Consider the following 26,255-nt stretch of genomic DNA (forward strand, 5'->3'; position numbering starts at 1 on the left):
CCTCCCCGACAGGTATTTTCTGGCCTAGGCGTCTTCGTTTTCGCCCAGGAAGGTCATTTCGTGAGTGTCGTCGAGACGATCAAACGCCCCGGTGATGTCATTATCATTGACGCTGGCCAGCGTGGACGGGTCCCAGGCCGGGCTGTTGTCCTTGTCGATGATGACGGCACGCACGCCCTCGTAAAAATCCTTGCCCGACAAACACCAGACCGAGGCGCGCAGGTCCTGGCGCATCACGTCTTCAAAGGACAGGTCCGCGCCCTTGCGCAGCGCCGCCAGGGTCAGTTTGAGCGCCGTCGGCGACTTGGAGGCCAGCACCTTGGCCTGTTTCGCTGACCAGGCATCGCCGGCGCCCTCAATGCGCGAGACGATCTCCTCGACGCGATTGCCGGTGAAGGCCGCATCGATCAGGCCACGCGTATGCGCCAGCTCGCTATCACCCGGATCGCCGGAGAACTCCTCCAGCAACACCTCAAGCGTGTCCTCGTCCGACAGGTCGGCGCTTTCCAGCGCTTCAACCAGCTTGTCGTAATCGCCGGACGGGCAGTAATGCGTCGCCAGACCCGCCGCGACGGCATCGGCGGCGCGCAGACGTGCCCCGGTCAGGCCCATCCAGGTGCCGATCTCACCGGCCAGGCGGGGCAGGAAATACGCCCCGCCCACATCCGGATGGAAGCCGATCCCGGTTTCCGGCATGGCGAACATGGTCTTGTCACCGGCAACCCGGTGCGACCCGTGTACGGAGACGCCGACACCGCCGCCCATGGTGATGCCGTCGATCAGCGCGACATAGGGTTTGGGATAGTGGAAGATCAGCGTGTTGAGGCGATACTCATCGCGCCAGAACAGCCAGGCCTGATCATCACCGGCCTTGCCGGAATTGTGCAGTTTGAGGATATCCCCGCCGGCACAGAAGCCCTTCTCCCCGGCCCCGTCGACCACGACCGCCTTGACCGCGTCATCATCCCGCCAGGCTTCCAGCGCCTCGATCATCAACAGACACATATTGTGCGTCAGCGCGTTGAGCGCCTTGGGACGATTGAGGGTGATACGGCCGACCTGGCCGGTTTTGCGGGCGATGATTTCCGGTTCGGTGCTCATATCGGTCAGTCCGTGTCTTCAATACAAAAAATGCCGGCATTCTCAGCGTCGACGACGCCCAGGGCACAGTCCATGATGGCGCGGGTAAAGGGCGCGGTGAAACGCGTCATCCCGGATTTGCCGTCGAATTGAGCCAGCTTGGCGAGGATGTCAATCTGGTCCGGCGTGGGATGGGTCAGGGTCATGTCCTTGACCAGGTTGGTGACGTAATAACGCGCATCGGGTTTGAACCGGCTGATGAACAGCGCAAAGGCCTCGGTCGGCTCCAGCTTCTCCGTTGGCATGCCACCGCGGTGATACACCAATCCCCGGCGATTGGCGTCCTCGGTCAGGGCGATCGCCGCGTCCCGAGGCGCCTGCATCCAGCTATTCCGGTCAAACCCGGTCGACAATCCCTCAAACCAGAAATCGCGCGGCTCCATCATCGAGCGCACTTTCATTAACCGATCGAGATCGTCCTCAGTCCGGCGATGATTGTCCAGCACCAGCCAGCTAACACAGGCGTCCATCCCTCGGGCGACGATTTCCTCATACTCAGTATTCAAGGCTTAGCCCCCGCTCCTCGCCTGGCGGCGCAGGAGCCAGAAGGCGCCAGCCGCGAAGGGAAAATCAAACCCGAGACAGAGCCATATATACCAGTCGGGTATATAATTGCCGTCGAGCAGGAAATGACCGCCATCAATCACTCCATGCACCAGAACGGTGCTGGCCAGCCAAACGGATTTCATGCGGTAAAACAGCAGGGCTGCCGCGATCACCAGTGATGCAACCAGCGTCTCGAGCAGGATGGTCGCAATCGGTTCGGTCAGGCTGGCGCCGACATAGATCGTATTCATCGCCACGACGGCGACAAGCACGTTGAGCGCGACCCGGCCTGGAAAGAATTGCCGGATCGCCAGGATGGAGACAGCGCCCGCCCCGACGCCCGCAATCAGCCAGGCCAGCTCGTTCATCAGCGTCCCCGCCTCCCCGGCGTCCTAGCTATTGCTCGGCCAGGCCTTCTTCATGTCCTTGGCGATGATCACCCGCATGACCTCGTTCGTGCCTTCCAGGATCTGGTGCACACGCAGATCGCGCAGGATGCGCTCGATCGGATAGTCCTGCAGATAGCCGTAACCGCCATGCAGCTGCAGCGCCTGGTTCACGACGTCGAAGCATTTATCGGTCGCATAGCGCTTGGCCATGGCACAATACTTCGCAGCCGAAGGATCCTTAGCGTCGAGCATGGCCGCGGCGCGATAGACCATGAGGCGGGAGGCATCGAGCTCGGTCGCCATATCGGCCAGCTTGAACTGGCTGACCTGGAAATCACCGATGGCGAGGCCGAACTGTTTGCGCGTCGAGGTGTAATCCATCGCCACGTCGAGCGCTTCAGAGGCGCCGCCCAGCGAACAGGCCGCGATATTGATCCGGCCGCCATTGAGACCGTTCATGGCCAGGGTGAAACCCATGCCCTCTTCAGCCAGGCGGTTCTCGACCGGAACGCGGCAGTCCTCGAAGGTGACGACGCGGGTCGGCTGGGAGTTCCAGCCCATCTTTTTCTCATTGGCGCCAAAGGACAGGCCGGGCGTGTCTTTCTCGACGACGATAGTGGAGATGCCTTTGGGGCCATCCTCGCCGGTGCGGCACATGACAACGTAGTAGTCCGACGTACCGGCGCCGGAGATAAACGCCTTGGAGCCGTTCAGCACATAATGGTCGCCATCACGCACGGCGCGGGTGCGCAGGCTCGCCGCATCAGAACCGGCACCCGGCTCGGTCAGGCAGTAGGAGGCGATCTTGTCCATCGTCATCATCGGCGGCAGGAAGCGCTGACGCTGTTCTTCCGTGCCCCAGGTGTCGATCATCCAGGCACACATATTGTGTATCGACATAAAGGCCGCAGTAGAGACACAGCCCTTGGACAGGGCCTCAAAGATCAGCGCCGCATCAAGACGGGTCAGGGCCGAGCCGCCGACATCATCGCGCGTATAGATACCGGCAAAGCCCAGCTCGGCCGCTTCGCGCATGACATCAACGGGGAAGATTTTCTCTTCATCCCATTTCGCCGCGTTCGGCTTCAGGCGATCTTCGGCAAATTTGAGCGCCATATCGCGGATTAGGGTCTGATCTTCTGAAAGAGCGAAGTGCACAGGTGCGCTCCTGTCGGTTATGAAGGGAACTGAACAAGAATTTGCCGGAGGCCTAAACCTAGTTGGCGGCCGCGGCAAGTTTCATCTGTAACTATCCTGACCGAGGTCAATGCGCCCCATGTATCCTGCCACCCGCCTTCGCCGCACCCGCCAGGCTGATTGGAGCCGCCGCCTCGTCCAGGAAAAGACCCTGCAAACCAGTGATCTGGTCTGGTCCGTCGTGGTCAGCGACACAGCTGACCCGCGCGAGCCGGTGGCAGCCCTGCCGGGTGTGGACAGATTATCCTTGAAGGCTCTGGCCGAGGCCGCCAGGGAGGCGGAGGCGCTGGGTATTCCGGCCATGGCGATCTTCCCGCACATCGATCCGGCCAAGAAAGATGAAGCCGGCCGTGAAGCCCTTAATCCCGATGGGCTGGTGCCGCAGGCGATCAAGACCATCAAGGATGCGGCGCCCAATGTCGGGGTGATCTGCGATGTCGCGCTCGACCCCTTCACCACCCACGGTCATGACGGTGTCCTCGACGGCGACTATGTCGCCAATGATGCCACCGTGGACAGCCTGATCCAGCAAGCCCTGATCCAGGCCGATGCCGGCTGCGATGTCGTCGCCCCGTCCGACATGATGGATGGCCGTATCGGCGCGATCCGCGATGCGCTGGAAAGTGCCGGCCATCACAATACGATGATCCTGTCCTATGCCGCCAAATACGCGTCCGGCTTTTACGGCCCCTATCGCGACGCGATCGGCTCGGCTGCGGCGCTGAAAGGCGACAAGAAGACCTACCAGATGGATCCGGCCAATGCGGAGGAATGCCTGCGCGAGGTCGAACTGGATATCCAAGAAGGCGCCGACATGGTCATGGTCAAGCCGGGCCTGCCTTATCTCGACATCATCAAAACCCTGACCGACAATTTCCCTGTCCCGGTCCTGGCCTTCCAGGTTTCGGGCGAATACGCCATGGTCCAGGCCGCCGCCGCCAATGGCTGGATTGATGGCGACCGGGTGATGTTGGAAAGCCTGATGAGTTTCAAGCGTGCGGGCGCGGCCGCGGTGATCACCTATTTTGCGCCGCGGGCGGCGCGGGCGTTGAACGGCTGAGGTCTTTGGCCTAACCTCCGCTCACAACGGAGATTTTATGACTCTTGAGTCCTGACGTGCCCGCCACGGCGGCGGGCTTTTCGAAAACCCAGTGATCCGCCCCTCATTCGGGCGGCATGTTTTCTTATGTCAGGACACAAGACATTGACTTCAAATACCAAAACCAGACCAGAACTGACCATTCGCCCGGCAACACCGGACGATGTCGCAGCCTTGACTGCGCTCTCCTACAAGACAATCCGGGCGAAATACCCGCCCATCATCGGCTCCGAAACGGTCGAGGGCTATATCGCCTCCGGCGCCGTCCCCAAATACTATGACGAGCGCAATGCCTGGCTCTCCGTGGCAGAAATCGACGGCGAACCCGTTGGCGCGGTCGCCCTGATGGACCATGAGATCCACCTGATGATGGTCACGCTCGACCATCATCGCCAGGGGATTGGCGAGGCGCTTCTGCGACATGGCGAGGCGGCGCTGTTCGCCACGCACGAGCGGATCGAGTTACAGACCTTCCGCGACAATCTTCAGGCGGTCAATTTCTACACCAAGCACGGCTGGACGCCGGTGCGGGAATATCCCATGGCCGAGACCGGTATTGCCATGCTGACCATGCAGAAACAGCGACACTGAACCGGGTGTGTGGGCACCATCGCCTGCTCTTGATCGCCAGGGGCGGTCGGAGCGAGAATGGTGCCCGCACGCTTATCCTGGAGGCCTTGCGATGATCGACTTCGCCCCCCTGCCCCGCCTGGAAACCGAACGCCTGATCCTGCGCGGTTGGCAGGACAGCGATATCGCGCCCTATGTGGCGATGAATGCCGATCCTGAGGTGATGCGCTATTTCGAGGCGCCGCTGAGCCGGCAGGACACCGAGAAAGCCCTCACCTGGTACCAGACCGGCGTGCGAACGACCGGCTTTGGCCGCCATGCGGTCGAGCTGAAATCGACCGGCGAATTCATCGGCATGACCGGGCTGATGGTGGTGGATTTCGAGTGCGATTTCACCGGCGCCGTTGAGGCCGGCTGGCGCATCGCCAAACCACACTGGCGCCGGGGCTATGCCAAGGAGGCGGCGGCCGAAGTGGTCCGCTGGGGACTTGAGGATATGGGGTTGGAGGCCATCATCGCCTTCGCCTCGACCCATAACCGCCCCTCCATCGGGGTGATGCAATCCATCGGCATGAGTCGCGATGAGAACGGCGATTTCGTGCATCCAGACATTCCGGCCGAACACGAATTGCAGCCGATGGAAGCCTGGTGGAAACGGCGCTAATCGCTGATCTTCATTGGCGGCAGTGACCATTTGAACAGGATGGCACAGCCGCGCAGGCCGAAGGCAATTGTCGCCGCGCCCAGCGTCACCCAGCTGACCGGGAGACCGACAGCGAGACCGGCCACATAGGCGCCCGCTCCGGCCAGGGCCGCCAGGGCATAAACATCCTCGCGCAGCACCAGCGGCACATCATTGACGATGATATCGCGCAACAGCCCACCAAAGGCCGCGCTCATCACCCCGGTGAGCATGGCGATCGACCAGTGCGCACCGGCTGCCAACCCGGCCTGCGCACCGATAACGCAAAAAACCGACAGGCCGACCGCATCGGCCCAGTTGAGAACGGTCCGTCTTGACGCCAAAGCCTGTGCGCCCGGAGACAGAAAATAGCCCAAAAGCGCTCCGGCAAGCGCAACACCGAGATAGGACGGGTTGGCGATCCAGTAGACCGGCAGTGAGCCCAAGAGGACATCACGCAGCGTTCCGCCGCCCATGCCCGTCACCGCACCGAGTATGGCGGCACCAAAGGGATCAAGCGCCTTGCGTGCTGCCAGCATGCCGCCGGAGAAGGCGAAAAACCCGATCCCGGCATAGTCCAGGATGGCGAACAGGGCTTCAATGCTCACGCTCTGTCAGCCTCTGCCGTCTGGTTTTCCGCCGCCGCCATTTTGGCGTTGGCGTGCAGGCGCCGGGCCTGCTCGAAGCTGACGAGATCATGCAGGTCCCGAGACCGCCACAACGCCGCAAACAATACGCCGACAGCCGCGGCCCAGGCCGCGATGATGGCGATCAGGGTGTAGACGAAGTCGACACCGAGAAACCCGTAGAACTCCGGTGCGACCTCGTTGACGGCCACCAGCGCACCGATCGGGATGGTGACGAGGAAAAGCGCATTGGCCCGAAAGACCTGCTCCACGCGGCGCACATTGATCGCCGCATAGCGTTCAAGAAAATCGACCTGGTCATCATCCAGCCCGCCGAGCAGGCCGAGCCCGAGTTTCCATCGCTGCGAGCTGAGGATGTTACCCAGATCATCCTTACGGAAAGGCCAGCTGCCATGGCGCATGATCAGCACGGCGACGAGGAGCTTGGTTGTGCTGAAGGTCTCGGTCAGGCGTTTCCAGACGCCGAGGGCGACCTTGTCCGTCTCAACATAACGCCCGGTCTGGTCCTGGCTCATTTATCCCGCTCCAGCCGTGCGATCAGGCTGGACGTGTCCCAGCGATTGCCGCCCATGGCCTGCACATCGGCATAGAATTGGTCAACCAGGGCCGCGACCGGCAGGGTCGACCCATTGCGCCGCGCCTCGTCCAGGGCAATGCGAAGATCCTTGCGCATCCAGTCGATGGCGAAGCCATAATCGAACTTGCCCTCGACCATGGTCTGCCAGCGGTTTTCCATCTGCCAGGACTGCGCCGCCCCCTTGGAAATGGCACCGATCACGAGCTCCGGATCGAGCCCGGAGCGCTGGGCAAAGTGCAGGCCTTCCGACAGCCCCTGGACAATACCGGCAATGCAGATCTGGTTGACCATTTTGGCCAGCTGGCCGGCGCCGGCCTCGCCGATCAGGGTCATGGATTTGGCGTAGGCGTCTATCACCGGTTCAGCCCGGGAAAAACTGTCCGCCTCACCGCCGCACATAATGGTCAGCTGGCCGCTCTCCGCCCCGGCCTGACCGCCGGAGACCGGACCATCGACAAAGCCGATCCCCGCATCCCGGGCATCGCGGTCAAGTGACCGGGCCAGCTCGGCTGATGCGGTCGTGTGATCGATCAGGACCGCGCCGGCGCTCATCGCCGGAATAGCCTGCTCGGCGATGGCCTGAACGTCTGGATCATCCCCCAGGCACATCATCACAAAATCAGCACCGGCCACCGCCTGTTCGACACTCGGCGCGGCGCTGCCCGGATGCTCTTGAGCCCAGGCTTGCGCCTTTGCACCGGTACGGTTCCAGACCCGGACCTCATGGCCGGCAGCGGCCAGGTGACCGGCCATCGGATATCCCATCACGCCCAGACCCAGGAATGCGCAGACTGCCATCATCATCTCCCCTTCCAGCTATCCCCTTGCTAGTCTTCTCCTCAAAGGGGAGCAAGTCATCATGGTGAGAAGGATTTTGCGGTACGGCGGCTTGGCGCTGGGCGGTGTGGTGGCGATCGCCATTCTGTTCGCGGCGGTCTTCACATTGCGGCTGTACGGCTCCCTGCCTCAGACCGAAGGCACAATGCAGCTCGCCGGGCTGGAAGATGAGGTCCAGATCATCCGCGATCGCCATGCGGTTCCGCATATTTTCGCCACCGGTGATCATGATCTCTACTACGCCTTGGGCGTAGCCCATGCACAGGACCGCCTGTGGCAAATGGAAATCACCCGCCGGGCCATTCGCGGCCGATTGTCGGAAGTCATCGGCGCGGCGGCGCTCGACACGGATATCTGGTATCGCACCATGGGGCTCGGCCCGGCCTCCGACACCGCCGTTTCCAACCTGCCGGCGGACGTTCAGGCGGCGTTGCAGGCCTATGCGGACGGGGTCAATGCGGTCATCGAGGCCCCGGGCTTTATCCCGCCGCCCGAATACCAGATCCTGATGTTCAATCCGGAACCCTGGACTGCAGGGGATACGGTTACGGTCTACAAGGCCATTGCCCTTGATCTGTTCGGCAATGCCTTCAGCGAACCACGCCTCAACACGCTGGTTGACCATCTCGGGGAGGAGCGCGCGCGCGAATTCATGGGACGCTATCCTGATGCGGCACCGCGCTCTTTGACCATGGCCGATATCGGGCTGGAACCGAGGCCTGCGACGGCCCCGGAAGAAGACGCCCCCATCCCCACCCGCGGCATCAATGATGACGCCCGCGGCGGCTCGAACAATTGGGTGCTGTCCGGGGCCATGACGGCGAGTGGACACCCTATCCTGGCCAATGACCCTCACCTCGCCCTGCGCGCTCCGGCGATCTGGTATCTGGCCCGCCTGACCACACCAGAAGGTTCGGTTGTCGGCGTTACCCTGCCCGGCACACCCTTTGTCACCCTGGGCCGCAATGACCGCATCGCCTGGGGCTTCACCAATACCGGCCCGGATGTCGGCGACTTACAGGCGATCACGCGCGATGAGATTGTTGATCAGCGCGAGGAGTTGATCCGCGTCCGCTTCGGCAATGATGTGACCATTACCCGCCAGGCCACCGATCGCGGCCCCGTCCTCGACCCGGCGCATTTCGACTATGCCATTCCCGAGGGCGCCGATTATCTCGCCCTGCAATGGATGCTCGACGAGCCGGACGACACCACGCCGGGGGTGGGCATGCGGATCCTGCGCGGAGGCGGCTGGGATGATTTTGTTGCCGCCCTTGAGGGCTTTGTCGCACCGCAGCAGAGCATGGTCTTTGCCGCCGTTGACGGCGATATCGGCCTTTATGCTCCGGCGCGCATTCCCGTGCGTGACGAGACCGGGGTCTGGGTCGACACCATTCCGTTTGACGAATTACCCCATACCCGCAATCCACAGCGCGGATTCGTGGCCACCGCGAACAATAAAATCGTCCCCGATGACTACCCCCATTACCTGACCAGTGAATGGTATGGCGTCAGCCGGATCACGCGCATTTACGAAGGCATTGAAGCGCGCTCGGATCACACCATGGCGAGCATGGCCGAGCTGCAATACGACACCGTCTCGACGGTCGCGCGCGCCATTTTGCCGGCGCTTGTCGAGGCCGAGCCGGACAGCGAAGCCGGTCGCATCGCCCTCTCCCTGATTGCCGACTGGGATGCGGACATGGCGATCGACATTCCCCAGCCGCTGATTTTCTCCGCCTGGATGCGCGAACTCGCACCGGCTTTCTATGATGACGAGCTGGGCGAGCTGGCACCGGAGTGGATCGGGTATCGCCAGCAATTCATGCAAGACATTCTGACCGGTGATCTGCAGCACTGGTGCGATGATATCGATACGGACGAGGCAGAGACCTGCCAGCAGCTCCTCGGACCGGCTCTTGACCGGGCCATGGCGGTGCTGAGCGAAACCCAGAGCGGCCGTATTGCGGACTGGCGCTGGGGCGATGCACATTATGCGCGCCATGCCCATACACCCTTCTCGGCGTTTCCGGTGCTCGACGGGATTTTCACCATCAACACGCCGATCCCGGGCGATGGATCCACCGTCAATGTCGCCCATCACCGCTGGACCGAGCCCGGATATTCAGTGTTCCACGGCGCCTCCTACCGGGCGCTCTATGATCTGGGTGATCTCGATGCCTCGCAATTCATGATCACCACCGGTCAGTCCGGCAATGTCATGTCGCGTCATTATGATGACCTGGCACCGCTTTGGGGCCGCGGCGAATATATCGAGATCCGCGCGGACTGGACGCCGGAACAATCGCCGGACGGAGCCAGAGTGCTGAGGCTTCAGCCGGCCGAGGAGTAACCGCCGCGGTAAAACTCCAGCGCCGGTACATCGCGCGGCGTATCCATAGCGACAATTTCGCCGACAATGATGTCGTGATCGCCACCGGAATAAACCGCGTGGCGGCGGCAGGTGAAGCGCGCCACCGCATTGCTGATCAGCGGTGCCGCCTCGCCGGACCAGGCCACATGATTGGCTTTCAGGTCAGGGTTCTGCGCGCAAAGGGACGCCCAGTCCGATTGATCATGCGCGAGCACGTTGATGGCGTAATCGGTCGCATCGCGGAAGATTTCATAGCGCTCGGATGCCTTGTCGACGGACCACAGCACCAGCATGGGATCGAGCGAGACCGAAGCAAAGGAATTCACCGTCATGCCCATCGCCACGCCGCCGCGAAAGGTCGTAACCAGGGTCACGCCCGTTGGATAGCGCCCGAGCGCATCCCGGAAAGCACGGCTTTTGTTCACGTATTTTCTCCCGAACCGGCGATGGAAACCTGACCTTAACTGTGTCCGTCTACAAGAATGGCAAGAGCATAAACAAGGTGGATGCACATGGCGGCGACAGATCAGCCGATCATCATCAAAAAAGTCGTCAAAGGCGGCGGTCATGGACACCATGGCGGCGCCTGGAAGGTGGCCTATGCCGACTTCGTGACCGCGATGATGGCGTTCTTCCTGCTGATGTGGCTCATCAATACCACCACTCCGGAACAAAAGCGCGGTATCGCTGATTACTTTGCTCCGGCAAGCGTCTCGCCGTCCAATTCCGGTTCCGGTGCTCCCCTCGCGGGCACCTCGCCCGGGGATGACGGCGTTCAGGGCTCCGGCGACAGTTCCATGCGCGAACGTCTCGCCCCGACAGCGCCGCAGGAAAACGACCGCAATGAGCAGCAGTCTCCCGAGGCCTCACCAGAGTCTGACGGAGAACCCGCCGTTTCCACCGATGCCATCATGGAAGCGCAACAGCGCCGGGCCGAAGCACAGCTCTACAGTGCAGAGATGTCTTTGCGTCAGGCGATGCAGGAAATGCCTGAGCTGGCTGAGCTGTCCAATCATGTGATCATCGACCAGACCCCGGAAGGCCTGCGTATCCAGCTGGTTGACCAGGAAGGCCGCCCGATGTTCAACCCGGGCTCGGTTGAGCCGAATGAGCGCGCCGTCACCCTGTTGCGCGCCGTATCGCGCATCGCCGAACGTCTGCCCAACCGTCTGGCCATCGCCGGCCACACCGATAGCGGCCCGACCAGCGCTGCAGGCTACAGCAATTGGGATCTGTCCTCCGACCGTGCCAATGCGGCCCGAGCCGTGTTGCAGTCGGAAGGTATTACCGACGACCGGATCTATGAAGTTCGCGGCAAGGCCGGCTCCGAGCCGCTCTATCCGGACGATCCCTACATGCCGGGTAATCGCCGTATCTCGATTACCCTGCTGCGTGAAGCACCGGTCCTGCCCATCGGTCACCGCCTCTAACGAGCGGGCGTCGCTCAGGAAATCACAGTCCGGACTTCGCAAACCACAGAACTGCGTGCTAGCGTGCATGGCTGGTCAGTTCGGACTCACGGTTTCCTGAAAACACAATGATTGAAGCACCGTCTGTAGAGATGTGGCAGATGTGGGTCGTCCTCGCCGGGGTCGGCCTTGCCATCGTGTTTTATTGCTGGGACCGCTTCCCCATCGAGATCGTCTCGGCATCGGTTGTCGCGGTCATCATGGTCTTCTTCCATGCCTTCCCGCTGCAGACCGACAATCCGACGGCTGGACAATTACTGTCCGGCTTCGCCAATCCGGCACTGATCACCATTCTTGCCCTGCTGATTGTCGGTCAGGGAATCTTCCAGACCGGCGCCATGGACGGACCAACGCGATGGATGCTGGCTTCTTACGAGCTGCACCCGCGCACGACATTGATTGCGATGTTCGCCTTCGTTTTCGCGGTCAGCGCCTTCATCAACAATACCCCGGTCGTGGTGATGTTCATCCCGGTGCTTGCGGCGATCGCGAAGCGGATGGAGCAAAGTCCATCGAAGATGATGATCCCGCTGAGTTATGTCTGCATCCTCGCCGGCATGACCACGCTGATCGGCTCCTCAACCAACCTCCTGGTCGCTGACAGCCTGTTCACAGCGACGGGAAATAGTCTCGGCTTCTTCGCGCCAACCGGCCCCGGACTGTTCCTGGCCGCCGTCGGTCTGCTCTACGTCCTGCTCTTCCTGCCCAAGCTTCTGCCTGAGCGCGCCTCGATGGAAGAGGCGCTGAAGGGCGGCGACGGCCGGCAATATATTGCCCAGCTTGAAGTCACACGCGATCACCCCCTGCTGGGAAAATCCCCCGTCGCGGGCATGTTTACCGACTTGCCGGACATGACGGTGCGGATGATCCAGCGCGGCGAACACGCCTTTCTGCCGCCCTTCTCCAACATGACCCTTCAGGACGGTGACCTCGTCATCATCGCCTCGACGCGCCAGAAGCTGCAGGAATTGTTCTCGGCCAATCGCAATCTGATGAAGGGCCTTTTGGAGGCGAGCGATAATGACAGCCCGGCCCCCGGTGACCGGCTCGCCATTACCGAGGCTGTGGTCGCGCCCGGTTCACGCCTGATCGGCCGTACGATCGAACAGATCGGTTTCCGCCACGCAACCGGATGTGTCGTGCTTGGCGTGCAGCGCCGCAGCCGCATGATCCGCTCGCGCATGGGCGAGATCCGGCTTGAAGCCGGCGACACGCTGCTCCTGTTCGGATCCTCCGGGGCGATGAAAGCCCTACGCGCGGACCGCGACCTGCTGCTGCTGGAATGGTCGACCACCTCCATCGCCGACCCGCGTCGCACCACGGCTGCGCGTATCATATTCGGCGGCGTGGTTTTTCTTGCAGCGACCGGGCTGACCCCGATCGTGCTCGCCTCCTTGCTGGGCGCAGTCGGCATGATCGCCACCGGCTGCCTCAACACCCGGCAGGCGGCGCGGGCGGTGGATATGCGGATATATCTGCTGATCGGATCCGCCTTTGCGCTCGGCACGGCGCTGGAAACAACCGGCGGCGCCGATCTGCTCGCCAGTGTCGTGGTCAACGCCTTCGCCCCCTTCGGACCGGTGGTGCTGATGTCGGCCCTCTTCCTGCTGATCGCGGCCCTGACCAATGTGCTGTCCAACTCGGCAACCGCGATCCTGTTCACACCGATCGCCGTCGGCGCCGCAGATCAGCTCGGTGCGGATCCGACCATGTTCGCCCTGACCGTCCTGTTCGCCGCGAACACCTGTTTCGCCACGCCGATCGGTTATCAGACCAATCTTCTGGTGATGGGCCCGGGACATTATCGCTTCGGCGATTATCTGCGCGCCGGTGCGCCGCTCGCGGTTCTGATCTGGATCGCCTACACCGCCTATCTGACCCTACACTACGCGGTGTTTGGCGGTTAGATTAGGCGCTGAGTGTCAATTCGAATCGAAACCCAGCTGTGACCCACCCGTTCGCCACGCGCCAGATACCCTTCTTTTTGACAGCGGCCTCGCCCTGTCCGTATCTGCCTGGACAGTGGGAACGCAAAGTCTTCACCCGGATCGATCCCGGCGAGGGCCCGGCCCTCAATGACGCGCTGTCGCATGCCGGTTTCCGGCGCAGCCAGTCTGTGCTCTACCGCCCGGCCTGCGAAGCCTGCGATGCCTGCAAATCGGTCCGCATCGACGCCGAGGCCTTTGACTGGAAGCGGCGCTGGCGCAAGCTGGCGGCCCGCAATAGCGATCTGCATGTCTGCACCGACAACAATACGGCGACGGCGGAGCAGTATGAGATCATGAGCCGCTATCTCGACACCCGTCATGATGATGGCGACATGGCGGGGATGAGCTTTGGCGAATTCGTGCTCATGGTCGAGGAAGGGGCACAGCGCACCCATATCACCGAATACCGCACCCCGGACGGCCGGCTGATCGCCGGTGCGCTGACCGATGTGCTCAAGGACGGCCTGTCGCTGATCTACAGCTTCTTTGACCCGGACGAGGAGAAGCGCTCGCTGGGCGCCTACATGATCCTCGACGCCGTGCGCCAGGCCGAGGCTCTGGGCCTGCCCTTTGTCTATTTGGGCTATTGGGTGCGCAATAGCCGCAAAATGGCCTACAAGGCCCAATTCCAGCCGCTACAAGTGCTCACACCGGCCGGGTGGAGCGCGTTCGACGATCTCGCGTTTGACGAGACCGGGGACATAGAGTAGCGCCGCACGCATAACGACGCAGTATACCGTATCTCGGGGGAGACCAGCATGGATCGACGGACATTTTTGAGCGGCGCCACGGTTGCAGCCGCTTCAGTGGCAACAGCCTGCGCCGATGGCGGCCAGCAGGCCGGCAGCTCGCCCTCTGCCCCGGCGATCAATCGGGGCGTCAAACGCCTGCGCATGGTCACCACCTGGCCGGCCAATTTCCCGGGCCTGGGTACCGCCGCCAATAATGTCGCCGCCTACGCCAATGCCATGTCTGGCGGCACGCTGGATATCCGCGTCTATGCGGCCGGCGAAATCGTCAGCGCCTTCGAGGTTTTCGATGCCGTCTCCGAGGGCACGGCGGACATGTATCACGGTGCCGAATACTACTGGCAGGGCAAGTCCCCAGCCTTCAATTTCTTCACCGCCGTGCCGCTCGGCATGACGGCGATGGAGATCATGGGCTGGGTTGAGAGCGGTGGCGGTCAGGCGCTGTGGGACGAGCTCTCCGGCCAGTTCAACATCAAGCCGTTCCAGGCGGGCAATTCCGGTCACCAGATGGGCGGCTGGTTCAAGCGCGAGATCAATACGCTGGATGATTTCCGCGGCCTGCGCATGCGGATTCCCGGTCTCGGCGGCAATGTGCTGCGCGAGCTTGGCGGCGCGGCAGTGACCCTGTCCGGCGGCGAGATCTACCCGGCCCTGCAATCCGGCGCCATCGATGCGACGGAATGGGTCGGCCCGTGGAATGACCTGGCTTTCGGCTTCTATCGCGAGGCGCCCTTCTATTACGGCCCGGGCTTCCACGAGCCGGGGTCCTGCCTCGGTGTTGGCGTCAATCTGCAGGTCTGGGAAGGCCTCGATGCCGACCACCAGGCGATCATCCAGAATGCCTGCCGCGCGGCCAATAATGTCTCCCTGGCCGAGTTCCAGTATCAAAACGCCATCGCCCTGAAAGTCCTGGTCGAGGAGCACGGCGTCGAACTGCGCAGCTTCAGCGACGAAATGTGGGCCCGGATCGGCGAGATCTCCGAACAGGTGGTGGCCGATACCGGCAATGCCGACCCGTTCACGCGCCGCGTCTATGACAGCTATCTGGAGGCGCGCAACACGATGCGCGGCTGGGGCCGGATTTCCGAGATGCCCTATCTGGCCCAGCGCGAACGCGCACTCGGCGAGTAGATGATGCGCCAGGGCGACGGCCTGCTGCTCACCCTCCTCGTGCTGACGGCGGGGCTTGTGATTGCCGACGGCATGACCGGCGGAGCTGTGGCCAGCTGGGCGCAGGCCAATGTGCCCGGCCTAGCGCAGCAGACCGGCGCAGTGCTGGGATGGATCGGCGCCAAGGCCTGGCCGGTCCTCTTCCTGCCGCTGGTCCTGGCCTTGGTGAGCAAGGTGCAGACCCTGCCGGGCCGCTCGATCCGGTCCGTGCTCTGGAGCATCAAGCTGACCGAGAGCATTACCGGCAGTATCGGCGGCGCAGCGCGCTGGTTCGCCCTCGGCCTGGTGATCGCAACCGCCATCATCGTGGTGCAGCGCTATGTCTTCGGCTATGCCTCGACCAAGCTGCAGGAGAGCGTGATCTACATGCACGCCCTGCTCTTCCTGCTGGCCGCCGCCTCGACCTTGATGGCCGACGGGCATGTCCGCGTCGATATCTTCATTGCCAAGGCGAGCGCCCGCGGACGGGCCTGGGTCGACCTCTTTGGCACCTATCTCGCCCTGTTCCCGATGAGCGCGCTCATCCTGTGGGCTTCGACGGGCTATATGAACTCGACCTGGCGCATCCTCGAGCGCTCGCGCGAGAGCGACGGGCTGCCCTTTGTCTTCCTGCTCAAGACGGCCATCCCGCTATTTGCCATCCTGATGATCCTGCAAGGCATTGCCATAGCCGGACGCGCGGTTTTGACCCTGGCCGGAGAAGAGCCTCCGGCACGGCCGAAAAACCTTGGCGAGGGGGAGGTCTGAGATGGCTATGCTGATCGAAATCCTGCCCTTCTTGATGTTCGCGGCAGCCTTTATCGCGCTACTGCGCGGTTATCCCGTTGCCTTCACCCTGGCCGGGGTGGCCCTGCTCTTTGCCCTGATTGGCATGGCCATCAACGTCTTTGACCCGATCCATTTCCGTGCCTTCCCGCAACGCATTTACGGCAATCTGATGGAGATGGACCGGCAGATCCTGGTCGCTGTTCCGCTCTTCGTCTTCATGGGCGTTATGCTGGAAAAGTCCAAGGTCGCAGAGGAATTGCTCGAGGCCATGGGGGCCCTGTTCGGCTCCCTGCGCGGCGGGCTGGGGATTTCCGTTGTCGTCGTCGGCGCCCTGCTGGCCGCCTCGACGGGGATTGTCGGCGCCACGGTGGTGACCATGGGGCTGCTCTCCCTGCCGACCATGCTCAAGCGCGGGTATTCGCCCGAGCTGGCGGCCGGCTCGATTGCCGCCTCCGGCACGCTGGGCCAGATCATCCCGCCCTCCATCGTGCTCGTCCTTCTCGGCGACCAGATCTCCAACGCCTACCAGGAAGCCCAGCGCGAACAGGGCATTTTCTCACCTGATATTGTCTCGGTCGGTGACCTCTTCGCCGGCGCGCTGATCCCGGGCCTGCTCCTGGTCGGTCTGTATATCGGTTATCAGGTGTTTATCGCCGTGACCCGTCCGGGCGATGCTCCCGCGGCTCCGCCGCAGGAAGGCGGTGCCGACTGGGGCAAGATCGCCCGTGCCCTCCTGCCCCCGCTCGGCCTGATCGTGGCGGTACTCGGTTCCATCCTGGCCGGCCTGGCCACCCCGACCGAAGCGGCCGGTATCGGCGCTGTCGGCGCGACCTTCCTGGCCGGCGTGCGCAATGCCGGATCGGACAGCAATCCCCGCGGCGGTCAGCTCCTTGCCTTTGCCGGCATGATCTCACTGATCGGTCTGATCACGCTTGTTGTCATCGCCAATATTGGCCAGGAACGGCGGCTTTATGTCGCCGATCTCGGCGCCGCCGGATCGATGCTGGCCATGGCCCTGGTCCTCGTCACCCTTGCCGGTGCCGGCCTCAGCCTGTGGCGCCTGAAACGCTCCGGCGTGCTCGATGATGTCATGACCTCGACGGCGACGATTTCCGCCATGGTCTTCGTCATCCTGATCGGCGCCTCGCTCTTCTCACTCATCTTCCGCGAACTGGGCGGCGATGAAGTGGTCCAGCACGCGCTGGAAGCCGTCCCGGGCGGCAAGTGGGGCGCCCTGGCCATCGTCATGCTGGTGATGTTCCTATTGGGCTTCTTCCTCGACTTTATCGAGATCACCTTCGTGGTCGTGCCGATCGTGGCACCGATCCTGTTGATGATGGGGATTGATCCGGTCTGGCTCGGCGTTCTCATGGCGATGAACCTGCAAACCAGCTTCCTGACCCCGCCCTTCGGCTTTGCCCTCTTCTATTTGCGCGGGGTGGCGCCGGCGAGCGTGACTACCGCCGCGATTTATCGCGGGGCAATCCCCTTCGTCATCATCCAGCTGATCGGCATTCTGGCCGTGGCGCTCCTGCCCTGGCTGGCCACGGCCCTGCCGGAGTGGCTTTACGGATGAGCCCGCAACGCAAGCTCGAGCTGGAACGGTTTTTCATCGCCGCCCTGGCGCTGGTGATCTCGGCGATCTTCTTCTGGATGATCCGCGATTATCTCGCCGCGCTCTTCCTCGCGGCTGTGCTGACGATCTTCCTGCAGAAGCCGCAGAACTGGCTGTCCGCCAAGTTCGGCGGACGGCCGGGGCTGGCCGCCGGCCTGATCGTCACCGGCTCGGTTCTGGCCATTGTGATCCCGGCGGGTCTGCTTCTGGGCGTCATCGCCGAACAGGCCATACAGGTGACCAGCCTGGTTGCCCCCTGGGTGCAACAGCAAGTCGCGGCGATCCGGGCCGAAGGCCTGGACGGCCTGCCCGAATGGCTCCCCTTCCGTGAAGCCATTATTGAATATCAAGCCACCATCGCCGCCCAGTTGGGCAATCTCGCCAGAACAGTGGGCAATATCCTCGTGTCCTCACTGCGCGCCGGTACGGGCGGAATCCTGATCGGCACGCTGAACTTCTTCATCCTGATCTATGCCCTCTTCTTCTTCCTCCTGAAGGGCCGGGATATGAGCCGCGCCGCCATCACCCTGGTCCCGATGATGGAGAAGGATCGCCGCATGCTCGCCGAGCGGGCGATCTCCACCATTCGTGCCACGGTCAAGGGATCCTTCCTGATCGCGATCGTGCAGGGCTCGCTCACCGGTCTCGGCCTCTTCATCGCCGGCGTGCCCGGGGCGATTTTCTGGGGTGCGATCGCGACGCTGCTGTCGATTATCCCCATGGTGGGCCCGCCCTTGATCTGGATCCCGGCCGCGATCTGGTTGTTTGTCTCCGGTCAGACGGTTCCGGCCATTGGCCTGGCGGCCTGGGGCGGTATCTTCATTTCCTGGTCCGACAACATCCTGCGCCCCATCCTGGTCGGCAAGGACGCGAAAATGTCTGACCTCATGGTGCTGATTTCGACACTTGGCGGACTGACGCTTTTCGGCGCCGTGGGGATCATTCTCGGCCCGGTGATCGCCGCCCTCTTCTCCTCGGTTTGGTATATCTTCCGCGAGGCCTTCGCCGGCTTGCTGGAGGTCGATGAAGAGGAAGCCTTCCAGGAACAGCTCAAAGACGCCAAAGACCCGCCGGACGAGCCGACGCCGGGGATGTAGCCGCCGTCAGCGGGCTATTCATGCGCGGGTTAACCGGGCCACAACTCTCATAAGATATACGCATAATCAAAGTCTTGGTTATGCATTCTCTGTGGCGACGATACTGGCCTGAAAAGGCCCCTGACAGACGTGTTGCGGTTGCCTCGCAGCGCGCACTGGCAGTGTTCTGTCTGCTGGCCAGCTCGTCCGGGCTTGCCGTCACCCTGATCAATCTCAAGCATATTGATCTTTACGGCCCCGCTATCGGTCTGGGCGGTGTTATCGCGCTGATCTGTCTGGCAGCCCCCTTGTGGATCAACGCCGACGAAAACTATGTCCGGCGCGGCCAGATCACCGGCGCGGCGACCATGGTGCTGCTCGGCGGGCTTTCGCTGATGAGCAATCACCTGATCAGTCCCAACAATGTCCTGCTCTTGCCCTGTGTCATGACTTTCACCCTGGCGGTCGGTTGGCGGAGCGGGCTGATGATCCTGGTTTCCACGTTGGGCATCTATGTGTGGAATTATTTGCATACGCCGCCTGAAGTCCTGGCGATTGCTGCGGTGATTGATGTCACCACGATGCTCATCGCGCTCGGCATGAGTGCGATTTTCGTCTTCATCGGCGCGACCATCTTCCGGCGGCAGATCATCCGTGTTGCTGACGAGATCACCGCGGCACACAGTGCAGCTGAAGCTGCCATGCTGCATTTCCGCGAACAGGCCCAGACCGACGCTCTGACCGGGGTCGCCAATCGCGGTGCCTTTGATGACATCCTCGCCGTCGAGGTTCAGCAACATTCCAATACCGACAGACCCCTGAGCGTCATCGTGTTCGATCTGGATCACTTCAAGCGGGTCAATGATACCCATGGTCATGCGACCGGGGACCGCGTGCTGATCGAGACCGCGCGGATCGTGAAGGCTAGCTTGCGAGCGACTGATACGATCGGCCGTCTCGGTGGCGAAGAGTTCGGGATAATCCTGCCCAATGTCGACGCCCGCGAAGCCTCGGCAATTGCCGAGGCCGTCCGCACTGCCATCGCCGAAATCCGTTTCGCGACCCTGGCCGGCAATGAAGTGGCGGTGACCGCCAGCCTGGGCATCGCCCAGCACCGCGGAACCAGTCCTGCCGAGACCGCCAGCGAAATCCTCGACCGGGCCGACCAGCGGCTCTATGATGCCAAGCGCGCCGGTCGCAATATTACGGTCAGTGGCAAAGGGCCGGTCCGGATTGAGACGCCCGAGGATGTCCGCCCCGCCAAGCGGGCCTAGCCGCCACTAACGCTGCGGCACGGTCGGGTGCGGCGGCGCGATATCCTCCGGACGGCGTCCGCCCGCATGTTCGACCAGCATGTCCACGCGCTTCTCGATCGGCGGATGGGTCGCAAACACGCCCATGAAGCCGGAACGCGGATTATCAATCATCATTTCGCGGATTTCGCTGGGTGCTTTCTCGATTTCGGTCTGACCGGAGATTTTCAGCAAGGCCGAGATCATCGCATCGGGATTTTTCGTCAGCTCGACCGCGCCGGCATCAGCCATGTATTCACGCCGTCGCGACAGCGAGAAACGGATCAGGATGGCGAGGATATAGGCGATCACGATCAGCCCCGCCGCGATCAGGATCAACACGCCACCGGACCGGCGGCCGCCGCCGCCACTGCGGATCAGGACGCGAAAGCCGATCTCGGCGATAAAGGAGATGATCCCGACAAAGATCACCGCGATCACCAGCATGCGCACATCGCCATGGCGGATATGGCTGAGCTCATGCGCCAGAACGGCCTCGAGCTCATCCTTGTTCAGCGCGTCCATCAGCCCGCGCGTCACGGTCACGGTATAGCTCTTTTCGGTGATGCCCGAGGCATAGGCATTCATCGCACCTGTTTCGATGATGGCCAGGCGCGGCATCGGCAGACCGCGTGAGATCGCCAGGTTTTCCAGCAGATTATATAGCTCGGTTTCGTCCTGCCGGCTGACCGGCCTGGCCCCGGTTGCAGCATTGATCATGCGCTGGTGAAAGAACCAGGCAATGACGAACCAGACTGCAGCCAGAGCCAGCGAGATCACCCCGATCTGCGGCAGGTGATCAGCGGCATTGGCCATGCGCCCGCCAACATCCGCCGCAGGCGCACCGACCACTTTCACGGCTGGCAGATCATCACCGGACAGCCCCATCCAGACCAGCGTCAGGGCATAGCCGATGAGGACAAGGAGCAGCGGAAACCCCGCCAGCAGGATGATCGAGCGGAGATTATTGTTCCAGATATGGGTGCGGAGCCCGGCCGCCCCGAGCAGCATCGCTCCGCCTTAGAACTTGACCTTGGGCGCACCGCGTTCGGTCTCGCCCACTTCGAAATAATCGCGGGTGGAAAAGCCGAACATGGAGGCAAAGATCACCGCCGGGAATTGCTCGATGGCGGTATTGAGCTCCTGCACGGCATTATTGAAGAAGCGCCGCGCCGCCGCGATCTTGTTCTCCAGGTCTGCCAGCTCGGTCTGCAGCGACATGAAATTCTGATTGGCCTTGAGATCGGGATAGGCTTCCGACAGGGCGAACAGCTGACGCAGGGCGCCAGAGAGCATGTTCTCAGCCTCGGCCAACCCCTTCAGAGACGACGCATCGACAGCGGTCTGGCGCGCCTGGATCACATTCTCCAGGGTCTCTTTCTCGTGCGAGGCATAGCCCTTCACCGTTTCAACCAGGTTGGGCACGAGATCATGGCGCTGTTTCAGCTGCACATCGACATCGCCCCAGGCCTGGTTACAGGTCTGCCGCAGGGCGACCAGGCGGTTGTAGATCATCACGACGGCGAGGCCGATGATCACAATCAGAATGAGAACGACTAATGAGGCGTCCATGGCACTATCCCCCTGAGGAAAACGAGTTCTTCTTCTCTAGTCCGATTTCGCCTGTGAGGCGAGGAATTCCGAGCCCCGCGGGGCAAATCGCAGCGAGCGCGGGAAGCCGCGCGGCGCCATGCGTCCGGCCTGGGCGCGTTTGGCGGTCCACAAATGCCAATCCTCCAGCGAGAAGCGCCGGCCGGCACCATCGAGCCAGGTCAGGCCTTCCTCGGCGGAGAACAGGGTCGCATCGGCGAGCTTGGCGCCCTTGCCGCCCAAGAGGCGTACGCCCTTGCCGCGGGTCATCATCGGGATTTCATCGGCACCGAAGACCAGGAGTTTCTTGTTCTCGCCGATCAGCGCACAGCGATCCCCCATGGCCGGGATGCACAAGAGCGCTTCATCGCCATCGACCAGGTTGAGGATCTGCTTGCCCGCCTTCTTCATGGCGATGCAGTCCTTCTCCTGAACCCGGAAACCGGTGCCGGCCCCGGAGGCCACCAGAAGCACGCGTTCCGGGTCATATTTGAACAGGCCGATCGGGGCGGCATCATCGGGCAGGTCGACATGCAGACGCACCGGCTCGCCATGACCGCGCCCGCCCGGGAGCTTCGACGCATCAAGCGTGTAGAACTTGCCGTCGGTCGCGAACATCAAGAGCTTGTCGGTGGTCTCACACTTCACCGCGAAGGCGGACTTGTCGCCCTCCTTGAATTTCAGCCCGGTGACGTCGGAGGAATGTCCCTTCAGCGCCCGCACCCAGCCTTTTTCAGACAGCACGGCGGTGATCGGCTCGCGCACGACGAAGGCTTCGATCGAGGCGGCCTCGGCCACGGCCGGTGCATCGCCAAACACGGTGCGGCGGGCGCCCAGCTCGGTTTCGGGACCGTAATAGGCCTCGACCTCGGCGATCTCGCCATCGACCTTGGCCCATTGCAGTTCTTCCGAGCCGATCAGGTCCTTCAGCGATTTGCGCTCGGCCCGCAGGGACTTGTCTTCCTTGCGGATTTCCAGCTCTTCCAGCTTGCGCAGGGCGCGCAGGCGCATATTCAGGATGGCCTCGGTCTGACGTTCGCTGAGGCTGAACGTCTCCATCAGCTTCTGCTTGGGATTATCCTCGAAGCGGATGATGCGAATGACCTCGTCCAGATCGGCATAGACGATGAGATAACCGGCCAGCACTTCCAACCGGTCTTCCACCTTGGCCAGGCGGGTGCGCGCACGGCGCACGGCGACCTCGCGGCGGTGATCGAGCCAGATGCGCAGGGTTTCCTTCAGGCTCATCACCCGCGGTGTTCCGGACGGATCGAGGACATTGAGGTTCAGCGAGATCCGGCTTTCCAGATCGGTCAGTTTGAACAGGCTCTCCATGAGCATTTCCGGATCGACCAGCTTGCTCTTGGGCTCGATGACCAGGCGGATGTCCTCGGTGCTCTCATCAAGAATATCGTCGAGCAGCGGCAATTTCTTCTGGTCCATGAGAAGTGCGATCTTCTCGACCAGCTTGGACTTCTGCACCGCGTACGGGATCTCGGTGACGACGATGCGCCACATACCGCGGCCGATATCTTCCTTCTCCCACTTGGCCCGCACACGGAAACCGCCACGCCCGGTCTCATAAGCCTCGCGGATCGAGGCGGCCGGTTCGACGCAAATACCCCCGGTCGGGAAATCCGGGCCCTTCACATGGTCGAGCAAGTCCTGGTTCTCCGCCTCCGGATTCTTGATCAGGACGCGCGCGGCACCGCAAATCTCGGCGGCATTGTGCGGCGGGATCGAGGTCGCCATACCCACGGCGATGCCGGTGGCGCCATTGGCCAGCAGGTTCGGGAAAGCACCGGGCAGGACCAGGGGCTCATTCTCCGAGCCGTCATAGGTCTCCTGGAAATCGACCGTGCCGTGCTCGATATCCTGCAGCAGGAGCTCGGCGGCCTTGGTCAGACGGGCTTCGGTATATCGCATGGCCGCAGCGCTATCACCGTCGATATTGCCGAAATTGCCCTGCCCCTCGACCAGCGGGTAGCGCGAGGCAAAATCCTGGGCCAGACGCACCAGGGCGTCATAGACGGACTGATCACCATGCGGGTGGTATTTACCGATGACATCGCCGACCACACGAGCGGATTTCTTGAACGCGGCTTCCGGGTTCAGCTTCAGCTCGCGCATGGCGTAGAGCAGCCGGCGGTGAACCGGTTTCAGCCCGTCGCGGGCATCGGGCAGCGCCCGCTGGGTGATGGTGGAGAGCGCATAGGCGAGATAGCGTTTCGACAGGGCCTCGTCGAAGGCTTCCTCGACGATATGACCGCCATCAGGATCGAAATTTTCACCCATCTCGCACCACCTCTCGATTCGGACAGGTCAGTATAGGTGATTTGCCGGACCGGGCAGGTCCCGGACGCAGGAAAACGGGCTGCTTTCCCCAGCTATATCGGGGCAATGCACCGGATGGGCGCCCATCCCGCACTTCCGGCGCACCAAAGCCGCACTTGGATCACACCGCAAGCGCGCGATAGGCTCACCCAAATCGCTCCGGAAAGGCACCTAAATGCCGCCCACCATCGCCATCGCCGCAGCCAGCTGGGCCCTGCTCGCCCTGATCTCGCTGAGCTATGCCCTCCGCATGCGCCCCTCCCGCGCCATGCCGATGCAATGGGGTCTGAACGGTCAGCCGGTCTGGTCAGCGCCGCTCTGGCTGGCGCTGCTGTTCACACCGGTACTGGCGGTTTTCGTCATGGGGCTGACAGTGTGGCTGACCTACACCGCCGTCAGCGCGCTGGTGATTATCGTCATCACCCTGCAGGCCGTGGCCTTTCTCGCAGCGCACCTCGTGCATCTGGAAATCTCGCGCCGGCAAATCCAGCACCGGGACGAGCGCTAGAGCCGCCCTTCGCGCTCTAGCGCGCTGATCAGGCGCTCGCGCGCATCGGGCAATTGCTTGTCGACCGGCCAGAGCACTCGACGCTCCAGGAAATAGCCGGTCAATTCCAGCCCCTTGGCGATATCACCCTCGGCAATCTGCCCGGACCCTTGCAGAAAGCCCGGCAATTCCAGCAGCTTGGGGGCATAGGGCGCGGCTTCCTCGGCGCAGACGGCGCGGCCGGTGCGCGGGCTGATATGGGTCAGGTCTTCGGTCGTGCCGGTGACGGCGCATTTCTCCCAGTCCAGCCCGTAGCCGAGATCGGACAGCAATCCCGCCTCCCAGCGCACATAAAGCGCCGGCCAGATATCGATATCCTCCAGCGCCGTCAGGAAGACGCGGAAACCGTCATAGACCGCCTCATGCTGTTCCCGCTCGGGCAGGGCGAGAATGGCCATGGCGCAGGCCGCATTAAGCCCCGCCAGTGCGGTCCGGTCTTCCATGACAATGCCAGCGCCCAGACTGTCCGGCTCGACCTGGAACTGGCCGAGATGTTCGGCCAGCCGGGCGCGCCAGGCGACGCGGATCTCGTTGCCCGGCTGCAAGATCGGCCGCAGAGCGCGCGAGCGAGCGCCCTTGACCAGACCGGCATGACGGCCCTGCCCCGGGGTCAGCACTTCGATAATGGCGCTGGTCTCACCATGCGGGCGCACGGCGAGGATAATGCCGGAATCACTCCACTCCATGGGGCAAGACTAGACGTCGAAATCCAGACCGACATCGGAATAATGCCCGCGCCGGTTCATCCATTTCGGATCGACTTTGACATTGAGAAAGAGGTGGACCTTGCAGCCCAGCACTTCTTCCAGCTCCGCCCGCGAGGCCTCGCCGATGGCCTTGAGTGCGGAACCGCCCTTGCCGATGACGATCGGCTTCTGACTGTCGCGCTCGATGAGGATGGATTGCTCGACCCGGATCGACCCGTCGCGCAGGCGTTTCCAGGCCTCGGTCTCGACCATTGAGGCGTAGGGCAGCTCTTCGTGCAGGCGCAGATAGACTTTCTCGCGCGTGATTTCCGCGGCCAGGATACGCGAGGGCAGGTCTGCGACCTGGTCTTCGGCATAATGCCAGACGCCCTGAGGCATCAGCGAGGCGAGCTGGGCTTTCAGCGTGTCTACGCCATAACCGCGCTTGGCGGACACCATGAAAATGTCGGAATAACAACCGGTTTCGAAGAGATTTTGAGAGATCGCAAGAAGCCGGTCGCGCTCCAGAAGGTCGATCTTGTTGAGCGCCAGGATCGCCGTCTTGCCGTTGCGTTTGAGCCCCTCGATAACGCGCTCATCATCCTCGATCATCTTGCTGTCGCCGGACTTGCTTTCACCACGCGCCATGCGATCGCGCGCGCTGGCATCGATGACATGGATGATGGCATCGGCATCATCGGCCCCGGCCCAGGCGGCATGCACCATGGCCTTGTCGAGCCGGCGGCGCGGCGCGAATACGCCGGGCGTGTCGACAAGCACGATCTGCGTCGCCCCTTCCAGCGCCACACCGCGCACGGAAAAGCGCGTGGTCTGGACCTTGTGGGTGACGATGGTGACCTTTTCGCCGACCAGTGCATTGACCAGGGTCGACTTGCCGGCATTGGGCGAGCCA

General features: G+C 62.5%; 26 protein-coding genes. 13 read left to right on the forward strand and 13 right to left on the reverse strand.

Annotation, left to right across the window (positions count from 1 at the left end; genetic code table 11):
- Positions 1-24: 24 nt before the first annotated feature.
- From Q1V57_RS02835 to Q1V57_RS02850, 4 genes are read right to left on the reverse strand one after another with little or no spacing between them, the layout of a single operon-like run.
- Positions 25-1,101 carry an enoyl-CoA hydratase/isomerase family protein gene (locus Q1V57_RS02835; protein ID WP_300527441.1) on the reverse strand — a complete coding sequence of 359 codons (1,077 nt, stop codon included), beginning with the start codon at positions 1,099-1,101 and terminating at the stop codon, positions 25-27.
- A 5-nt stretch (positions 1,102-1,106) separates the two neighbouring features.
- Positions 1,107-1,646, reverse strand: a complete 540-nt coding sequence (locus Q1V57_RS02840) for a hypothetical protein (protein WP_300527442.1) — start codon at positions 1,644-1,646, stop codon at positions 1,107-1,109.
- A 3-nt stretch (positions 1,647-1,649) separates the two neighbouring features.
- The gene (locus Q1V57_RS02845; protein WP_300527443.1) at positions 1,650-2,054 is read right to left on the reverse strand and encodes a hypothetical protein; all 405 of its coding nucleotides are present in this window, start codon (positions 2,052-2,054) and stop codon (positions 1,650-1,652) included.
- Between the two features lie 24 nt (positions 2,055-2,078).
- Positions 2,079-3,233 carry an isobutyryl-CoA dehydrogenase gene (locus tag Q1V57_RS02850; RefSeq protein WP_300527445.1) on the reverse strand — a complete coding sequence of 385 codons (1,155 nt, stop codon included), beginning with the start codon at positions 3,231-3,233 and terminating at the stop codon, positions 2,079-2,081.
- 118 nt (positions 3,234-3,351) lie between these two features.
- On the opposite strand from Q1V57_RS02850, the gene hemB reads away from it, so the two are divergent.
- From hemB to Q1V57_RS02865, 3 genes are all read left to right on the forward strand, one after another.
- A complete protein-coding gene (hemB, locus tag Q1V57_RS02855; protein WP_300527446.1) occupies positions 3,352-4,332 on the forward strand; it encodes a porphobilinogen synthase in 981 nt (326 codons plus the stop codon).
- Between the two features lie 144 nt (positions 4,333-4,476).
- Positions 4,477-4,962: a GNAT family N-acetyltransferase gene (locus tag Q1V57_RS02860; protein WP_300527447.1), complete on the forward strand. Its 486-nt coding sequence runs from the start codon at positions 4,477-4,479 to the stop codon at positions 4,960-4,962.
- Between the two features lie 91 nt (positions 4,963-5,053).
- The gene (locus Q1V57_RS02865) at positions 5,054-5,605 is read left to right on the forward strand and encodes a GNAT family N-acetyltransferase (protein ID WP_300527449.1); all 552 of its coding nucleotides are present in this window, start codon (positions 5,054-5,056) and stop codon (positions 5,603-5,605) included.
- Here the strand turns inward: Q1V57_RS02865 and Q1V57_RS02870 are convergent.
- The 3 genes from Q1V57_RS02870 to Q1V57_RS02880 are packed head-to-tail and all read right to left on the reverse strand — an operon-like array spanning position 5,602 to position 7,645.
- Complete coding sequence (locus Q1V57_RS02870; RefSeq protein ID WP_300527450.1) at positions 5,602-6,231, reverse strand: trimeric intracellular cation channel family protein; 630 nt, start codon at positions 6,229-6,231, stop codon at positions 5,602-5,604. The two genes, Q1V57_RS02865 and Q1V57_RS02870, sit on opposite strands and share 4 nt — an antisense overlap.
- Positions 6,228-6,785: a hypothetical protein gene (locus Q1V57_RS02875; protein WP_300527451.1), complete on the reverse strand. Its 558-nt coding sequence runs from the start codon at positions 6,783-6,785 to the stop codon at positions 6,228-6,230. Before Q1V57_RS02875 ends, Q1V57_RS02870 begins: the two co-directional genes overlap by 4 nt.
- Positions 6,782-7,645, reverse strand: a complete 864-nt coding sequence (locus Q1V57_RS02880; RefSeq protein WP_300527452.1) for an NAD(P)-dependent oxidoreductase — start codon at positions 7,643-7,645, stop codon at positions 6,782-6,784. The genes Q1V57_RS02875 and Q1V57_RS02880 overlap by 4 nt, the downstream gene beginning before the upstream one ends.
- A gap of 61 nt (positions 7,646-7,706) precedes the next feature.
- Between Q1V57_RS02880 and Q1V57_RS02885 the strand changes: the two genes are divergently transcribed.
- Positions 7,707-10,037: a penicillin acylase family protein gene (locus Q1V57_RS02885; RefSeq protein WP_300527453.1), complete on the forward strand. Its 2,331-nt coding sequence runs from the start codon at positions 7,707-7,709 to the stop codon at positions 10,035-10,037.
- Here Q1V57_RS02885 and Q1V57_RS02890 read toward each other — a convergent pair.
- Positions 10,019-10,483: a flavin reductase family protein gene (locus Q1V57_RS02890; RefSeq protein WP_300527454.1), complete on the reverse strand. Its 465-nt coding sequence runs from the start codon at positions 10,481-10,483 to the stop codon at positions 10,019-10,021. The two genes, Q1V57_RS02885 and Q1V57_RS02890, sit on opposite strands and share 19 nt — an antisense overlap.
- Before the next feature lie 87 nt (positions 10,484-10,570).
- Between Q1V57_RS02890 and Q1V57_RS02895 the strand changes: the two genes are divergently transcribed.
- From Q1V57_RS02895 to Q1V57_RS02930, 8 genes are all read left to right on the forward strand, one after another.
- Positions 10,571-11,488 carry a flagellar motor protein MotB gene (locus Q1V57_RS02895; protein WP_300527455.1) on the forward strand — a complete coding sequence of 306 codons (918 nt, stop codon included), beginning with the start codon at positions 10,571-10,573 and terminating at the stop codon, positions 11,486-11,488.
- A gap of 107 nt (positions 11,489-11,595) precedes the next feature.
- The gene (locus Q1V57_RS02900; protein ID WP_300527456.1) at positions 11,596-13,434 is read left to right on the forward strand and encodes an SLC13 family permease; all 1,839 of its coding nucleotides are present in this window, start codon (positions 11,596-11,598) and stop codon (positions 13,432-13,434) included.
- 38 nt (positions 13,435-13,472) lie between these two features.
- Entirely contained in the window at positions 13,473-14,225 is a 753-nt protein-coding gene (locus Q1V57_RS02905) for an arginyltransferase (protein WP_300527457.1), read from the forward strand.
- Positions 14,226-14,273: 48 nt separating this feature from the next.
- Entirely contained in the window at positions 14,274-15,395 is a 1,122-nt protein-coding gene (locus tag Q1V57_RS02910) for a TRAP transporter substrate-binding protein (protein ID WP_300527458.1), read from the forward strand.
- On the forward strand, positions 15,396-16,181 hold the full coding sequence (locus Q1V57_RS02915; RefSeq protein WP_300527459.1) for a TRAP transporter small permease subunit: 786 nt from the start codon (positions 15,396-15,398) through the stop codon (positions 16,179-16,181). It abuts the gene before it with no gap.
- A 1-nt stretch (position 16,182) separates the two neighbouring features.
- Positions 16,183-17,778: a TRAP transporter large permease subunit gene (locus Q1V57_RS02920; protein ID WP_300527460.1), complete on the forward strand. Its 1,596-nt coding sequence runs from the start codon at positions 16,183-16,185 to the stop codon at positions 17,776-17,778.
- Positions 17,775-18,914, forward strand: coding sequence for an AI-2E family transporter (locus tag Q1V57_RS02925; protein WP_300527461.1), 1,140 nt, complete (start codon positions 17,775-17,777; stop codon positions 18,912-18,914). The genes Q1V57_RS02920 and Q1V57_RS02925 overlap by 4 nt, the downstream gene beginning before the upstream one ends.
- An 80-nt stretch (positions 18,915-18,994) precedes the next feature.
- Positions 18,995-20,167, forward strand: coding sequence for a GGDEF domain-containing protein (locus tag Q1V57_RS02930; RefSeq protein WP_300527462.1), 1,173 nt, complete (start codon positions 18,995-18,997; stop codon positions 20,165-20,167).
- A 6-nt stretch (positions 20,168-20,173) separates the two neighbouring features.
- On the opposite strand, the gene Q1V57_RS02935 is transcribed toward Q1V57_RS02930, so the two are convergent.
- Genes Q1V57_RS02935 through parC form a run of 3 tightly spaced genes read right to left on the reverse strand, consistent with a single transcriptional unit; the run spans position 20,174 to position 24,070 of the window.
- Entirely contained in the window at positions 20,174-21,196 is a 1,023-nt protein-coding gene (locus Q1V57_RS02935) for a M48 family metallopeptidase (protein WP_300527463.1), read from the reverse strand.
- Between the two features lie 9 nt (positions 21,197-21,205).
- Positions 21,206-21,757, reverse strand: coding sequence for a LemA family protein (locus Q1V57_RS02940; RefSeq protein WP_300527464.1), 552 nt, complete (start codon positions 21,755-21,757; stop codon positions 21,206-21,208).
- A 36-nt stretch (positions 21,758-21,793) separates the two neighbouring features.
- The gene (gene parC / locus Q1V57_RS02945; protein WP_300527465.1) at positions 21,794-24,070 is read right to left on the reverse strand and encodes a DNA topoisomerase IV subunit A; all 2,277 of its coding nucleotides are present in this window, start codon (positions 24,068-24,070) and stop codon (positions 21,794-21,796) included.
- 214 nt (positions 24,071-24,284) lie between these two features.
- Here parC and Q1V57_RS02950 point away from each other — a divergent pair, with 214 nt between their 5' ends.
- Entirely contained in the window at positions 24,285-24,617 is a 333-nt protein-coding gene (locus tag Q1V57_RS02950) for a hypothetical protein (protein WP_300527466.1), read from the forward strand.
- Here the strand turns inward: Q1V57_RS02950 and recO are convergent.
- Complete coding sequence (gene recO, locus Q1V57_RS02955; protein WP_300527467.1) at positions 24,614-25,342, reverse strand: DNA repair protein RecO; 729 nt, start codon at positions 25,340-25,342, stop codon at positions 24,614-24,616. The two genes, Q1V57_RS02950 and recO, sit on opposite strands and share 4 nt — an antisense overlap.
- Positions 25,343-25,351: 9 nt before the next feature.
- The coding region (gene era / locus Q1V57_RS02960) for a GTPase Era (RefSeq protein WP_300527468.1) at positions 25,352-26,255 on the reverse strand (904 nt) is incomplete at its 5' end.

The sequence above is a fragment of the Maricaulis sp. genome (assembly GCF_030149425.1).
In the GTDB taxonomy this organism is placed as follows: Bacteria; Pseudomonadota; Alphaproteobacteria; order Caulobacterales; family Maricaulaceae; genus Maricaulis.